Origin of the sequence: Brachybacterium sacelli, assembly GCF_017876545.1 — a bacterium.
Taxonomy (GTDB): domain Bacteria; phylum Actinomycetota; class Actinomycetes; order Actinomycetales; family Dermabacteraceae; genus Brachybacterium; species Brachybacterium sacelli.
In genome coordinates this window covers 1,155,346-1,169,695 of the sequence record NZ_JAGIOD010000001.1, presented here as the reverse complement: position 1 = coordinate 1,169,695, position 14,350 = coordinate 1,155,346, and the positions used below count along the sequence as shown (strand labels likewise).

Below are 14,350 nucleotides of genomic sequence, written 5' to 3'. Positions count from 1 at the left end.
GCTCACGCAGTGCCCTCGAGGATCTGGGCGATCAGGCGGGCGGGCTCGTCCGCGTCCTGCGGCGGGGCGGGGGTGGGCTCACCGCCGCTGCGGCGCATTCCGTAGCGCTCCCACTGCTCGTGGACCCAGGAGGGCATCCGTGGACCGTGCACCCAGGCGGGCAGGCCGCGCACCGCAGCCTCGAGGACGTCGGCGGAGTACACCGCCACCACGGGCCGTTCCAGACGCGCGACCGGGAGCGGGGGGAGCTGCAGCTCGACCCCGCGGCGTCGCAGCAGGGCATGGGCGGCGCGGGAGAGGCGGTCGGTCTCCTCGGGGCCCGGCTGATAGAGCGCGTCGAGGGAGCGGCAGTAGGCGTGGGCGGCACCGAGGGTGAGCCGGCGCGGCAGCTCGATCGAGGCCAGCTGGCCCAGGAACACGGGGCGGTCCTCGAGCACTTCGGGACCCTCCGAATTGGCGTGGGCGGCCTGCCACAGGCGCTGGGATCCGACCACCCGCACCTCGACGTCATCGCGCCCGGCGCGCTGGAAGTCCCCGTCAGCCTCTGACCAGGCGAGGAAGGTGGTGCGTGGTGGGAGCGGCGGCGCGAACGGGGAGAGCACGTCGTGCTGGACGACCGCGCTCGGGACGTCGGAGGCGAGGGTCCACTCGTGGATCAGGCGGCCGACGTCGAGGTGCCAGCCGAGCGTGAGCGCGGAGGAGATGCCGAGCTGGTCGAGAGTGGCACGGGGGTCCTCGAGATGCTCGTGCTCCCAGTCGGGGCCGGACAGCTCGGGCAGGTCCAGACCGGCGGGCGTGAGCACCAGGGCGGTGCCGTGCAGGTAGGACAGGGCCACCAGCAGCCCGCCACGGGTGGTGTCCGAGGAGGTGTCGACGCCGAGCAGGACGCGCTCGGAGCCGTCCCCCTCACGGGTGTGCAGCAGGTAGCCGGGAGGGGACCCCGGCTCGGTCCCGCCGGCGACGCGGCGCAGCGGTGCGGGAACGGCGCGATGGATGCCCCGGGCACGGCGCCGCGAGCTGCGCCACTCCTGCCAGCGCTCCAGGCTGCGCGGATGGATCAAGGCCATGGAACGGCAACCTCCTTCGACGATGGTCGGCTCCGAGCCAGCATTCCACACCGCGTCCCGGGATCCGTGCGGATCCCGGGACCGCTCCGCGCGTCGGCCGGCGGCGGTCGACCGTGGCTCAGCGCGGCATGTTGCGGAGGTTCGAGGCCGCCATGTCGAGCATCTTGCCCACCCCGCCGCCGAGCACGATCTTGGTCGAGGCGGTGGCGAAGCCGCGGATCTGCTGCGCGGAGATCTTCGGGGGCATCGACAGCGCGTCGGGATCGGTGACCACGTCGATCAGCATCGGCCCCGGGGTGGCGAGCGCCTCGGCCAGCTGCTTCTTCAGCTTCTTGGGGTCGGTGATGCGCACGGCGCGGATCCCCACGCCCTTCGCGATCGCCGCGTAGTCGACGTCCTCGTGGTCGGTGCCGTGGTCCGGCAGTCCCTCGACCAGCATCTCGAGCTTGACCATGCCGAGGCTGGAATTGTTGAACACCATGATCTTGGTGTTGAGGTCGTGCAGCTTCACGGTCAGCAGCTCGCCCATCAGCATGCCGAGCCCGCCGTCGCCGCTCATCGAGATCACCTGCCGGTCGGGGAACGCCAGGGAGGCGCCGATGGCCTGCGGCAGGGCGTTGGCCATGGAGCCGTGGTGCCAGGAGCCGAACACGCGGCGCTTCCCGTTGGGGGTGATGTAGCGGGCGCCCCACACATTGCACATCCCGGTGTCCACGGTGAACACGGCGTCGTCGTCGGCGAGGTCGTCGAGCACGTCGGCGGCGAACTCCGGGTGGATCGGCGTCATCCGCTGGACGTTCTTGGTGTATGCGGAGACCGCCCCGGTGAGGGCCTTGTGATGGGCCTTGAGCATGCGGTGCAGGAATCGGGCGCTCTTGGAGCTGGTCAGCAGGGGGAGCACGGCCTGCAGGGTGAGGGCGATGTCGCCGTGGACCGCGAGGTCCAGGGGGATGCGACGGCCCAGCCGGGAGGCCTCGGCGTCGATCTGGACCACCTTCGGCGGGTTCTTCGCCCCGGGACGCCCGGGCAGGAACTCGGTGTAGGGGAAGTCGGTGCCGAGCAGGATCACCAGATCGGCCTCGTGCATGGCGTCGTAGCAGGCGCCGTAGCCCAGCAGGCCGCTCATGCCGACGTCGTAGGGGTTGTCGTACTGCATCCACTCCTTGCCGCCGAAGGCGTGGCCGATGGGTGACTTGACCGCCTCGGCGAGCTCGAGCACCTCCTCACGGGCCCCGCGCACCCCGGCGCCGGTGAACAGCGTGACGGTGCCGGCGGCGTCGATCATCTCGGCGAGGCGGCCGACGGGGGCCGGCGCGGGCTGGACGCGACCGAACTCGGTGGCGAGCTCGCGGGTCAGCGGGCCGTCGACCTCTTCGTCGGCGACGTCACCGGGCAGGACGAGCACGGACACGCCGCTCTTGGCGATCGCGGTCTGCACGGCGACGTGGAGCATGGTGGCGCCGTGCTCACCGGAGTTGACCATCTCGCAGAAGTGGGAGCACTCGCGGAAGAGCATCTCCGGGTGGGTCTCCTGGAAGAAGCCGGTGCCGATCTTCTCCGACGGGATGTGGGAGGCGATGGCGAGCACCGGAGCACCGTCGCGATGGGCGTCGAACAGACCCTGGATCAGGTGGGTGTTGCCGGGCCCGCAGGAGCCGGCACAGACGGCGAGCTTGCCGGTCAGCCGCGCTTCGGCGCCGGCGGCGAAGGCCCCTGCCTCCTCATTGCGCACGTGCACCCACTCGATTCCCTCGGTGGTGCGCACGGCATCCACCACCGGGTTCAGGGAGTCGCCGACCACCCCGAAGATGCGCTCGACGCCGAGATCGCGGAGCTGGGTGACGAGGAGCTGGGCGAACGACGAGCGGGCCATGGGGTGCCTCCTGGGTGGTGCGTTCGGGTGGGCCCCGGCCGCAGGCACGGCGCCCGTCACCGTCAGCCTAGCCGGATGGGCGCGCTGCGGTGCAGGAGCACGAGCCGATCGGTCAGTTCGGGCCCGAGGGATCCTCGACCTGCTGCTGATCGGCCGAAGGGGCGGGCACGAAGCGCACGGTCTGGACCCGGCGCTCGTCGACGTCGACCACCTCGAGGCGGCCGTCCTCGACGTCGACCACGTCGCCGACCTCGGGGATCCGGCCCAGCCGGGCCATGACGAAGCCGCCGACGGTCTCGTAGCCGCCGGTGTCCGGCAGCTCGACGCCGGTGGCGGCCTCGAACTCCTGCAGGATCAGGCCGCCGTCGATCGTGCCGTCGGCCTCGACGATCCGGTCGAGCCCGCCGGGCGCGGGCCAGGACTCGCGGTCGAACTCGTCGTAGATCTCCCCGACCAGCTCCTCCAGCAGGTCCTCGAGGGTGACGATGCCGTCGGTGCCGCCGTACTCGTCGACCACCACGGCGATCTGGTTGGCGTGGGCGCGCATCCGGTTCAGTGCCTGCAGCACCTCCACGGTGCCGGGGATGTGCTCGATGGGGCGGGCGAGATCCGCCATGCGGGTGGAGGCGGGGTCATCGACCAGCAGCAGGTCGCGCACGTGCGCGAAGCCGAGCACGTCGTCGACGTCCTCCCCGGTGACGGGGTACCTCGAGTAGCCGGTGTCGCGGATCTCCTCGCGGACGTCGGCCACGGTGTCACTGCCGTCCAGGAAGTGCACCTGGTGGCGGGGCCGCATCACCTCGACGACGGTGCGCTCGGAGGCGTCGAAGACGTCGGCCAGCACCCGGGACTCGGCCTGGTCGAGGGCCTCGGAGTTGCGCACCATCGATCGGATCTCCTCGGCGGAGACGGACTCGCGGTTCGCGTGCGGGTCCCCGCCCAGCAGGCGCACCACGACGTTGGTGGAGGCCGACAGCAGCCAGATCACCGGGCGCATCAGCTGCCCGAACACGCTCAGGGGCGGGCCGACGACCCTCGCCATTCCCAGGGCGTTCTGCATGGCGAGCCGCTTGGGGACGAGTTCGCCGAGGACGAGGGAGAGATAGGCGATGACCAGCGTCATCCCGATCAGTGCGGCGGTGTCGGCGGTCCCCTCCGGGATCCCCAGGGCCACCAGGGCCGGAGCCAGGGACGGGGCGATGGTGGAGGCTCCGTAGGCGGAGGAGAAGAAGCCGGCGACGGTCACGCCGATCTGCACCGCGGAGAGGAACTGGTTGGGGTCTCGCACCAGGGTGGCGGTGCGCTCCCCGCGGGGGCCGGAGTCCTCGAGCTGCTTGATCTGCGATTCGCGCAGGTTGACGATCGCCATCTCCGTACCGGCGAACAGGCCGCCGATGAGCACGAAGACCAGCACGAGGGCGAGGTTCAGGAGGACGGTGGGATCCATGGGGCAACGCTACCGGGAGGGCCTTCACGGATCCCTGAAACGACCGGGTCCTCATGAGCCAATGCGTCACCCGTGCCGACAAGAGATCGGCGTGTCATGCGGCCGGGTTGACGTGAACCACACAACTCGATACCTTCACCGCGGACAACCGGAGCACCCCGCGAGAGGTAATTAGTGCTGCTATTCAGTGTGCCGCCGAGGAGGCCGCGAGCGTCGGCGGCAGTGATGTTCTGGCTGCCATTCTCGACGTCCTGTCAGCTACTGGCGTTGGGGAGCAATGCTTCGGGGCTGATCTCTGAGCAATGAATAGAGATGGCAGTTCACGCGACGACTCTCCCCTGACGACCAGCGGGGGTGAAGGCTCGTACACATGGGGTCTGGTATTTGTCGCCCTAGCCCTGCTCTCAAACTTTGTTTTTGAAGAACCCCCCGCGGTGTACATCGGGGCCGTATTCGCAGTGATTGCCCTGATCCTCGGAGTCATCCACATTGTGCGAGTGCATGCCAGGACTCGACCATAGTTGATTATCCTCGAGATTGTAGCCGTCTAGCTCACGAGTAGAGGCTGGACCAGATTTCCATGTCGAGAGCAAGGGCCGGTTCCCAGACAAAGTCGTGACTGGTGGTGTCGGCATGTCGGCGCATTGAGCGAGGCCAAAGTTCCAGGGGAAGCAACCGAGATCGTCCAGGCGCCCGAGTCATCGACCTGGTCCGCTTCCTCAGTACCACCGCGGGCCGCGACTGGCTGAACCGGGGATCCGAAGGCAATCAGACAGACGCTGAGAGTCCCCTGCCCTTCGCAGTGCCCGACCGTCACAGGAGTGGCAGCAGCTCCTCCCACACCGCACGGAGGATCTCGGCGCCGCCGCGGCCCTCGAGGTGCGAGGTGATCGTGACGACCGTGTCCTGCTGGGGCAGCACGATGATCAGCTGGCCGTAGGCCCCGTCGGCCCGCCAGGCGCCCTCCGGTGAGCACTGCCAGACCCCATAGCCGTAATGGAGGCTCTCAGGTTCTGCGTCACCGGTGGCCACCCAGGCTTCCGCGCCGTGCATCGCGTCGATCCAGGCGGCGGGGATCAGCTGCGTGCCCTCGTGCTCGCCGCGCTGCAGCAGGAGGCGGCCGATGCGCGCCAGCTGCCAGGACTTCAGGTGCAGGGCGGTGGCGCCCCAGCTGTGACCGTCGCGCGTGGTGTGCCACTGCGGGTTCAGGATGCCCAGCGGCTCGAACAGGCGGGGCATCAGCCAGTCCCGCATGCTCTGCCCGGTGCGCTCGGTGATCACCCGCGAGAGCAGGTAGATCGAGCCGTTGGAGTACTCCCACCGCTGGCCCGGGGCGGCGATCAGCTCGGTGCCGAGGATCAGCGCCGCGAGGTCCTCGTGGTCGCGCTGTTCCTCGAGGAACCCCAGGACGGGCGAGCCCGAGGTCATGGTCAGCAGGTGGCGCAGCCGCACGTGGTCGATGCCGCGGCCGTACCCGCCGGCCGGTGCGGGCAGGTGGTCCACGAGGCGATCCTCGACGTCGAGCAGACCCTCGGCCCCGGCGATGCCCACGGCGAGCGCGGTGACCGTCTTGGAGCAGGAGTAGATGTTCTCGGCCGTGTCCTCGACGACACGGTGGGAGACGTCCTCGCGGCCGCGGCGGTGCACGTGGATCGCCCGCACGCCCAGGGCACGTTCGGAGATCCGCTGGCGCAGCGGGAGCAGCAGCAGGTGATCGGGAAGGGCGCTGACGGCTTCGGCAGAGGTCATGGGAAGACCCTACGGCGGGCACTCACGCTCCGAAGCCTTCCGCTCCTTTGACGTTCGCCCCCGGTGGAGCGGGCACCGGTCCGCGCAGCAGCGGATCGTCGGTCTCGCGCATCCACGAGTCCATGCGGGCCCGCATGTCCGTCACCGTGTCCGAATGCCCGGGGTCGGCGAGGAGATTGTGCGCCTCGTGCGGGTCGAGCAAGACGTCGAACAGCATCTCCGCTTCCTGCTCCTGGTCACCCCACCCGCGGGCGGTGAGGTACTGCTTGCTGGCGCCGGCATCGGTGTGCTCGAGGATCCGGTGGTCGAGCTCCCGGAACGAACGGATGTACTTGTACCGATCGGTGCGGACGCAGCGCTGCGGCTGGTAGTCCACGTGGTAGGTGAGCTCGGCATGGACGGCGTCGTGCAGCGTCTCCTCGCTGCCACCCATCAGCGGCAGCAGCGACCGCCCACGCAGACCGTCCGACGGGACGGCGCCCGTGATCTCGCAGACCGTGGGGAACAGGTCGAGCTGGGTGACCAGAGCATCGCTGACCACGCCGCCGGTGAAGCCGCCCGGGCCGCGCATCATCAGCATCACGCCGATGCCGTCGTCAAAGAGCGTGCACTTCATGGACGGGAAGGCCAGGCCGTGATCGGTGGTGCAGATGACGAGCGTGTGCTCCGCGATGCCCGCCTCCTCCACCGCGTCGAGCACCTGGCCGACCGCGTCGTCGAATCGGCGGGCGCTGGCCGAGTATCCCGCCATGTCCTCGCGGGTCTCCGGCGCATCCGGCACGGGGGACGGCGGCTGGAGATACCGGGAGTCGTCCTGCGGTCCCGGAGCCGGATAGGGGCGATGGGTCTCGAAGAATCCGACCTCGAGATAGAACGGCTGCTCGTGCTCCCCCGCCACGAAGTCCGCGGCCGCCGGTGCGACGTCGGCTGCCGCGTGACTCGAGACGGGAAGGACTTCGTCATAGCCGAGTTCCTCCGGGTCCTCGGCGACGTGCTGCAATCCCGCGAGCACGGTGCGGTAGCCGGCCGACTGCAGGACGTGACCGAGATGCTGGTGGGGATCGGTCAGCGAGAAGCCGCGATGGCTCAGTCCCAGCATCCCGACCTCGTGCGGGTACCGGCCGGTCAACAGCGCCGCTCGGCTCGGCGAACAGGTCGGCGACGCGGAGAAGGCACGCCGGAAGACCACGCCCTCCTCCGCGAACTGCTGCAGGCGCGGCGTTGCCACCGGATACCCGTAGGGCCTCACGTAGCGCCCCGTGTCGTGGGAGTTCAGGTAGATGATGTGCGGTCGCAAGCGGTCCTCCTCGTTCAGGTGCGGGATGCGGCGAGTGCGGTGGGTATTCGGTCGTGGGTCTCGTGATGACCGATGGGGCATGCTCCTCCGCCGCTCGCGGGATCGGTCAGCCGTCGGCCTTCTCGGCGAGCGCCTGCTGGTACTCGTCGCGCATGGCGTCGCCACCACCCTTCTTCCAGGTCGCCACGCCGTCCGCCCAGGAGCTCACCGGTTCGCGGCCCTGGAGGATGTCCGTCTCGAGGTCTGCGAGGGCGGTGCCGATCTGCTTGCCCTTGCGGCTCTGGGTCTCGCTGTAGAGACCCTCGACGGGATTGTGCGTGATCGTCGGGGCCAGCTCCTGCGTGACGTCGTACATCGCCTGGGTGACCTCGGAATCGCTCGGGTTGAAATGGACCCAAGGGCCCTGCGCGATGTACTTCTGCCCCAGTTGCAGCTCGCGGCGGCCCTTCTCCGTGAGGATCGGGTTCGTGCCGTCGAGCTCGTGGTGGACACCCTCCAGGCCGTACGAGTTAAACAGGTACTCGGCGGATCCGAAGGGTGCCGCGAAATAGTTCAGCACCTCGAGCAGAGCAGCCGCACGATCCTCGGACTTCTTGCTGATCGAGGTGATGCTGTGGGTCGCCGCCCCCATGTGCACGGGCGCCGCCCCGCCCCCCTCCGCCAGCGGCGGCCGGAGCACCCGCAGCCGGAAACCGTCCGGGAGCGGGAAGTTGCCGAAGTCGGGCCACCCCGAGAGGGTCCCCCAGAAGAGGGCGCAGGTGCCACCGACCACCCACGTCTTCCGCTGCGGGATGTTCGCGGTGAAGGCGTCCGGATGGACGAGACCGTCCTCGACCAGCTTCCTGCCTGCCTCCAGCGCATCCTCCTGGCGTTCGTGCTCGAATGCGCTGACCAGAGCGTCGGCGTCCCCGGACCACACATTGGGGATCTCGAACATCTGGCGCAGGAATCCGGTCGGCACCAGCGGGAGTGCCCAGCGGTTCCCACCGGTCAGCTCCCTGCATGACTCGTGGAAATCCTCCAGGGAGGTCACGTCGACCTCGAGCCCTTCGCCCTTCACCAGGTCCTGGCGGGCGTACAGCACCGTGCTCTGCACGATCCCGCGCGGGATCGGGACCGAATAGATCCGCCCGCCGTAGATGCTCGAGTCCCAGCACCTCGGGGGCACATTCGCCAGGAACGGGTACTCCGCGACCGCGCCACCCGAGAGCAGGTCGGTCAGGTCCGCCGCGCGCTCGGACAGCATCGACGGCAGACCAGGGACGTCACCGGGGAAGAACGAGAACACGTCGGGCAGTCGATCGCCCGCCACCGTAGTGGTGAAGCGGTCGGCGAAGTCGCCGGTCGGCACCACGGAGATCGCGGTGGAGGCTCCCAGGCGGTCCTCGAGCTCCTGCCAGAACACGTTCGAGCTGCGCCCCGGGGGTGCCGGCGTATTGGTCATCACGAAGAATCCGACGTCCTCGCCGTCACCGGGCGGGCCGTCGACGACCGACTCGGGATCGGCGGGATAGTCCAGCATCGCCCCGCTGATGCCCGCCTCGTCATCCCCCTCGAGGTCGAGGGTGACCCCCTCGAAGGGAAGGTGGTCGGGTCGGGTGACGTCCGCGTTGTCGCCGAGCTCTGCGCCTCCACGGCCCTCGTTGCTGCAGGCTGCGAGGCCCAGGGGACCGAGGCCCGCGGCGGCCGTTAGCCCGACTCCCCCGTGGACGACGCGCCGTCGGGAGATTCCTGATGTGGTGGTGGACGAGGTCATGACGACTGCTCCTTCGCTCTTCCGTGGGGTGGCGGAACGGCATCATCGAGACGGGAGAGCACTCCCCCGTGGGCGCGGAGTCCGCTCCCTTCTCCGCGCCGTCGGTCAGCCGCCGGCCTTCTCGGCGAGCGCCTGCTGGTACTCGTCGCGGATGTCGTCCCCACCACCCTTCTTCCAGGTCTCCACGCCTTTCGCCCAGTCGCTGACCGGCTTGCGGCCCTGGAGGATGTCCGTCTCCAGGTCACTGAGGGTGGTGCCGATCTGTCTGCCTCGACGGCTCTGGGTCTCGCTGAAGAGGCCCTCGACGGGATCGTGCGTGGCAGTCGGGCCCAGTTCCATCGAGGCGTCGTACTGCGCCTGGGAGACCGCGGAGTCCTTCGCATTGAAGTGGACCCACGGACCCTGCGCCATGTACTTCTGACTCAGCTGCAGCTCGCTGCGTCCCTTCTCGGTCACCACCGGGTTCGTGCCGTCGAGCTCGTGGTGCACTCCCTCCACGCCGTACGACAGGAACAGATGCTCGGCGGTCCCGAAGGGTGCCGCGATGTAGTTGAGGACCTCGAGGAGGGCGGCCGCGCGGTCCTCGGACTTCTTGCTGATCGAGGTGATGTTGTGGGTCGACGGCCCCATGTGCACCGGGGCGACTCCGCCTCCCTCTGCCAGCGGCGGCTGGAGCACTTCGAGACGGAAGCCGTCCGGGAGGGCGAAGTTCCCGAAGTCCGGCCAGGCGGACATCGTGTCGAAGATCAAGGGGGTGGTGCCGGCCGCGACCCAGGTCTTCCGCTTGGGCTGATCGACGGAGAAGGAGTCGGGGTGGGCCAGTCCCTCCTTGACGATCCGTCGGCCCGCCTCCAGGGCGTCCTCCTGGCGTTCGTGCTCGTTGGCGCTGGTGAGACCGTCCGCGTCCCCGGACCATCCGTTCGGGATCTCGAACATCTGACGAAGGAATCCGAGCGGGACGTGCGGGAGCGCCCACCTGTTCCCGCCGGTCAACTCCCTGCACGAGTCGAGGAAGGTCTCCAGGGAGCTCACGTCGACCTCGAGGCCCTCCGACTCCAGGAGATCCTGGCGCGCGAACAGCACAGAGGTCTGCACGACGCCGCGGGGCACCGGGATGCTGTAGATCTTCCCGCCGTAGATGCAGGCGTCCCAGGACTTCGGCGGCACGTTCGCGAGGAAGGGATAGTCCGCGACCGCGCTCCCGGAGAGCAGGTCGGTGAGATCCGCGGCTCGCTCGGCGAGCATCGAGGGGAGGCTCGGCACGTCGCCGGGGAAGAACGAGAAGATGTCGGGAAGACGATCGCCTGCGATGGTGGTGTTGAAGCGGTCGGCGAAGTCGCCGGTCGGCACCACGGAGATCGCGGTCCGGGATCCGAGGCGTTCGTCGAATTCCTGCCAGTAGGCGTTGCTGTCATGCCCCGGGGGCGCAGGGGTGTTGGTGGGGACGAAGAATCCGATGTCCTCCCCGTCCCCGGGCGTGCCCTCATGGACCGGCTGCGGGTCCTCCGGGTAGTTGAGCATCGCGCCGCTGATGCCCATCTCGTCGTCCCCCTCGAGGTCGAGGGTGACGCCCTCGAAGGGGACGTAATCCGGTCGCGTGACGTTCGAGTTGTCGCCGAGCTCGGCACCGCCTCGCCCTTCGTTGCTGCAGGAGGAAAGGCCCAGCGAGCCGAGCCCGGCGGCCGCGCCGAGGCCGAGGCCGCCCTTGACGAGACCGCGCCGGGTGGTGGTGGTCCAGGAATTCATGAGAACTGCTCCTTCGCTCGTCGTCGAGTAGGTGAACAGGGATCGTCGGCGTGGGTGCCGTGATCCGTGACGGGTGGCGGCGTCAGCCCTTGACGGCACCGGTGAGCATTCCCTTGGCGAAATGTCGCTGCAGGAACGGGTAGACGATCAGCACGGGGACGACGGAGATGACGAGAATGGCCATCTGCAAGGAGGTCTGCGGGGGCAGGGACGACGTGTCGATGCCGAGGTCCTGACCACCGAGCTGCGTGCCCTGCACCACGTACGTGCGCAGCACCATCTGCAGGGGCCACTTGCTCGCGTCGCTCAGATAGAGCAGCGCGTTGAAGAAGGCGTTCCAGTAGCCCACGCCGTAGAACAGGCCCACGACCGCGAAGACCGGTTTGGACAGAGGCAGCCCGATGCGCAGGAAGAGCTGGAGCTCGCCGGCACCGTCGACCTTGGCCGAGTCGAGGATCTCCTGCGGAAGCTGCACGAAGAAGGCCCGCACCACCACCACGTTGAAAGCCGATACGGAGGTCGGGATGATCAGCGCCCACAGGCTGTCGAGCAGTCCGAGCCGCTCGACGACCAGGTAGCTGGGGATGATGCCGGGGCCGAACAGCAAGCTGATCAGGACCAGCAGCAGCAGCGGCCGGTTCCCGAAGGCTCCCTTGCGGCTCAGCGCCCAGCCCAGGGTCGCCGTCAGGAACAGGCTCAAGGACGTCCCGACCACGGTGACCAGCAGGCTGACGCCGAGAGCACGGGTGACCACGCCGCCGGAGAAGATCATCTGGTATGCGGTGAAGTCGATGCCGGTGGGGAACAGGACGAACCCGCCGGCCCTGGTGACCTGGTCCGGCGTGGCGATGCTCGTGGAGAAGACGCCCACGAAGGGCAGGATCACCGCGGCGCAGGCGATCGTGAGGATGACGCCCTTGATCACCGACTCGGTGGGGCCCGGTGTCGCGATGCCGTCGATCATCCGGGGCTTCTTGCGCCGGGAGGTGCCGCGGCGGCCCTTGTCGGTCCCGCGCGCATCCGTCGATGTCTTGGTCGCGGTCATGCCTTGTACACCCCTTCCTCACCGAACGCGTGCGCGATCTTGTTGGCCATCAGCACGAGGATCAGCCCGACGACGCCCTTGACCAGCCCGACCGCGGCGGAGACGCCCCAGTAGCCGCCGACCACGCCGTTGTTGTAGACGTAGGTGTCGAGCACTTGGGCGACGCCCGCCCCGACCGCGTCCTGCTGCAGGATCAGCTGCTCGAAGCCGACGGAGAGGGAGTCACCGAGCTTCAGGATGAAGAGCATGATGATGATCGGCCGCATGCCCGGGAGCGTCACGTGCCACGTCTGGTGCCAGCGGGTCGCACCGTCCACGGCCGCGGCTTCGTAGAGCGATTTGTCGATCCCCGCGAGGACGGCGAGGAAGAGGATCGTCGCCCACCCCGTGTCCTTCCAGATCACCTGGGAGGTGATGAGCGCGTAGAAGACGTCGGCATTGCCGATGATGTCGATGGGCTCCCACCCGTTGGCGCGCAGGAAGTTGTTGAGCAGCCCGGCACCGCCGAGCATCTGCTGGAAGACCGCCACGACGATCACCCAGGACAGGAAGTGGGGCAGGTACAGCACGGACTGGACCAGCTGACGAACCTTGTTGGAGACCAGGCTGTGCAGGATGAGCGCCAGGATGATCGGCGCCGGGAAGACGATGACCGTCTGCAGCGCAGTGATGATCAGCGTGTTGCGCAGCGCGTTCAGGAACTCGGGGTCTCCGTTGACCAGGATCTGGAAGTTCTCGAAACCGACCCAGAGGCTCTCGGAGATCCCCAGGTACGGCTGGAAGTCCTGGAAGGCGATCACGTTGCCGCCCAGCGCCAGATACTGGAAGACGATGATCACCGCCATGCCGGGCAGTGCCAGCAGCAGCACGGTGCGGTCGCGCCACATCCGTCGCCACCACCGCATCTGCGCTCGCGGCCTTCCGGCTCGGGAGCCGCGCGCCCTGCGGGACTCCTTCTCCTTCCGGGGCGGGGAGGAGTTCTCGACGTCTGCTGTCATCGCGGCGCCCCCTTCGTGAGGAGTCGGGATCCTGCTGAGAATCTGTATGCGCTTTCCCGAGGTTGCTGGGAACGCCCGCACTGCCATCGGCCCACAATCTGCTCCATCGCATAGTGATCGATCACTCTGGGATTCTCACGTTAGATGCAGTGGGTCGAGCGCGCAACCCCCTGGCCCGATCGCTCGCCCCTCGGCCCCTGTGCGAAGCCCCCGTCCCAGGCACCCGCAAGGTTCGGGCCAGGAATACTGGGAATCATGGAGGATCTGCCGCAGCACTCACGACCACGATCCGACCCGAGGGGCGACCAGATGCAGCGAGACTCGACGAAAAGCACCTCGCGGGCGACGATCTGGCAGGTCGCGGCGGCAGCCGGAGTCTCCCACCAGACGGTCTCGCGGTACCTTCGCGCGGACACGGGGATGAAACCCCAGACCCAGGAGAAGGTGCGCCTGGCCATCGCGGAGCTCGGGTACCGGCCCAACCTGTCGGCGCGGACCATGCGCACGCGTCGCACCCAGCGCATCGGGGTGCTGCTGCCCGCGGTCAGCGGCTTCCAGGCGCCCGCGCTGAGCGGTGCCATCGACATCGCCACCGCCGAGGGGTACGCCCTCGAGGTGCTGAGCGTGGAGGGCGACGCGCATGCGGCCTTCGAACGTGTCCTGCAGATCGCCGACTCCGGACAGGTGGACGGAGTCCTCGCGCTCGCACCCCTGCCTCCGGAGACCGAGCACAGCTACCCGGGCCGCGCGGCGATCGTCGCCTCGGCGGACTACGACGAGAACACCCGCAGCATGGGCGCCATGGCGGACGGCGCTCCGATCGCCGAGCTGATGGACGGTCTCCACCGCCTGGGACACCGACGGTTCCTCCATGTGACCGGCGATCTGACCTACGCCTCGGCCCGCAATCGCCGTGAGGTGTTCCTCGGGTCCGTCGACCGGCTGCACGTCGGGCCACCGCGGGTGCACACGGGCATCTGGTCCGCGAGATCGGGGCAGGAGGCGATCATGTCCCTGGCGGAGCAGGACCGCCCCACCGCGGTGATCGCCGGGAGCGACACGATCGCCGCCGGGGTGATCAACGGCGCCCGCGAACGCGGATGGAGCGTTCCGGAGGACCTCAGCGTGACCGGCTGGGACAACCAGTTCCTCGGCGCTCACCTGTGGCCCACGCTCACGACCGTCAAGGACGACCGGCGTCAGCTGGGTCGCAACGCCATGAGCCGCCTCATCGCGGCCCTCCGCGAGCAGCCGCTCCCCGAGGAGGAAGCCCTGTCGACGGTGATCTGGCGAGGGTCGACCGGGCCCGCCCCGGACTGACAGCGGTCGCGGGCCGCCGCGACGACGCCCCACGGAATCCCCCCCTGCGCGC

Annotated in this window: 10 protein-coding genes; 1 reads left to right on the top strand and 9 read right to left on the bottom strand. The window is 68.8% G+C overall.

Annotated elements, in window-relative coordinates; all coding sequences use genetic code 11:
* Nucleotides 1-2 precede the first annotated feature (2 nt).
* The 9 genes from JOF43_RS05125 to JOF43_RS05085 form a co-directional block, all read right to left on the bottom strand.
* Complete coding sequence (locus JOF43_RS05125; protein ID WP_209899975.1) at nucleotides 3-1,067, bottom strand: hypothetical protein; 1,065 nt, start codon at nucleotides 1,065-1,067, stop codon at nucleotides 3-5.
* 118 nt (nucleotides 1,068-1,185) lie between these two features.
* Entirely contained in the window at nucleotides 1,186-2,940 is a 1,755-nt protein-coding gene (locus tag JOF43_RS05120; protein WP_209899973.1) for a pyruvate dehydrogenase, read from the bottom strand.
* A gap of 112 nt (nucleotides 2,941-3,052) precedes the next feature.
* Nucleotides 3,053-4,387 (bottom strand): hemolysin family protein, encoded by a 1,335-nt coding sequence (locus JOF43_RS05115; RefSeq protein ID WP_209899971.1) that lies wholly within the window; start codon nucleotides 4,385-4,387, stop codon nucleotides 3,053-3,055.
* 813 nt (nucleotides 4,388-5,200) lie between these two features.
* Entirely contained in the window at nucleotides 5,201-6,136 is a 936-nt protein-coding gene (locus JOF43_RS05110; RefSeq protein WP_209899969.1) for a serine hydrolase domain-containing protein, read from the bottom strand.
* A 22-nt stretch (nucleotides 6,137-6,158) separates the two neighbouring features.
* Nucleotides 6,159-7,433 (bottom strand): sulfatase family protein, encoded by a 1,275-nt coding sequence (locus JOF43_RS05105; RefSeq protein ID WP_209899968.1) that lies wholly within the window; start codon nucleotides 7,431-7,433, stop codon nucleotides 6,159-6,161.
* A 106-nt stretch (nucleotides 7,434-7,539) separates the two neighbouring features.
* On the bottom strand, nucleotides 7,540-9,189 hold the full coding sequence (locus JOF43_RS05100) for a type 2 periplasmic-binding domain-containing protein (RefSeq protein ID WP_209899966.1): 1,650 nt from the start codon (nucleotides 9,187-9,189) through the stop codon (nucleotides 7,540-7,542).
* Nucleotides 9,190-9,294: 105 nt separating this feature from the next.
* Nucleotides 9,295-10,935 (bottom strand): type 2 periplasmic-binding domain-containing protein, encoded by a 1,641-nt coding sequence (locus JOF43_RS05095; protein ID WP_209899964.1) that lies wholly within the window; start codon nucleotides 10,933-10,935, stop codon nucleotides 9,295-9,297.
* An 82-nt stretch (nucleotides 10,936-11,017) separates the two neighbouring features.
* Nucleotides 11,018-11,980, bottom strand: coding sequence for a carbohydrate ABC transporter permease (locus JOF43_RS05090; protein WP_245354018.1), 963 nt, complete (start codon nucleotides 11,978-11,980; stop codon nucleotides 11,018-11,020).
* Nucleotides 11,977-12,978, bottom strand: coding sequence for an ABC transporter permease (locus JOF43_RS05085; RefSeq protein WP_209899962.1), 1,002 nt, complete (start codon nucleotides 12,976-12,978; stop codon nucleotides 11,977-11,979). The genes JOF43_RS05090 and JOF43_RS05085 overlap by 4 nt, the downstream gene beginning before the upstream one ends.
* Before the next feature lie 255 nt (nucleotides 12,979-13,233).
* Between JOF43_RS05085 and JOF43_RS05080 the strand changes: the two genes are divergently transcribed.
* A complete protein-coding gene (locus JOF43_RS05080) occupies nucleotides 13,234-14,298 on the top strand; it encodes a LacI family DNA-binding transcriptional regulator (protein ID WP_425351486.1) in 1,065 nt (354 codons plus the stop codon).
* Nucleotides 14,299-14,350 lie beyond the last annotated feature (52 nt).

What these genes read in the sequence shown, in the direction of transcription:
- JOF43_RS05115 (WP_209899971.1), bottom strand. Translation starts at nt 4,387, where the DNA reads ATGGATCCCACCGTCCTCCTGAACCTCGCCCTCGTGCTGGTCTTCGTG.
- JOF43_RS05120 (WP_209899973.1), bottom strand. Translation starts at nt 2,940, where the DNA reads ATGGCCCGCTCGTCGTTCGCCCAGCTCCTCGTCACCCAGCTCCGCGAT.
- JOF43_RS05090 (WP_245354018.1), bottom strand. Translation starts at nt 11,980, where the DNA reads ATGACCGCGACCAAGACATCGACGGATGCGCGCGGGACCGACAAGGGC.
- JOF43_RS05110 (WP_209899969.1), bottom strand. Translation starts at nt 6,136, where the DNA reads ATGACCTCTGCCGAAGCCGTCAGCGCCCTTCCCGATCACCTGCTGCTG.
- JOF43_RS05100 (WP_209899966.1), bottom strand. Translation starts at nt 9,189, where the DNA reads ATGACCTCGTCCACCACCACATCAGGAATCTCCCGACGGCGCGTCGTC.
- JOF43_RS05085 (WP_209899962.1), bottom strand. Translation starts at nt 12,978, where the DNA reads ATGACAGCAGACGTCGAGAACTCCTCCCCGCCCCGGAAGGAGAAGGAG.
- JOF43_RS05095 (WP_209899964.1), bottom strand. Translation starts at nt 10,935, where the DNA reads ATGAATTCCTGGACCACCACCACCCGGCGCGGTCTCGTCAAGGGCGGC.
- JOF43_RS05125 (WP_209899975.1), bottom strand. Translation starts at nt 1,067, where the DNA reads ATGGCCTTGATCCATCCGCGCAGCCTGGAGCGCTGGCAGGAGTGGCGC.
- JOF43_RS05080 (WP_425351486.1), top strand. Translation starts at nt 13,234, where the DNA reads ATGGAGGATCTGCCGCAGCACTCACGACCACGATCCGACCCGAGGGGC.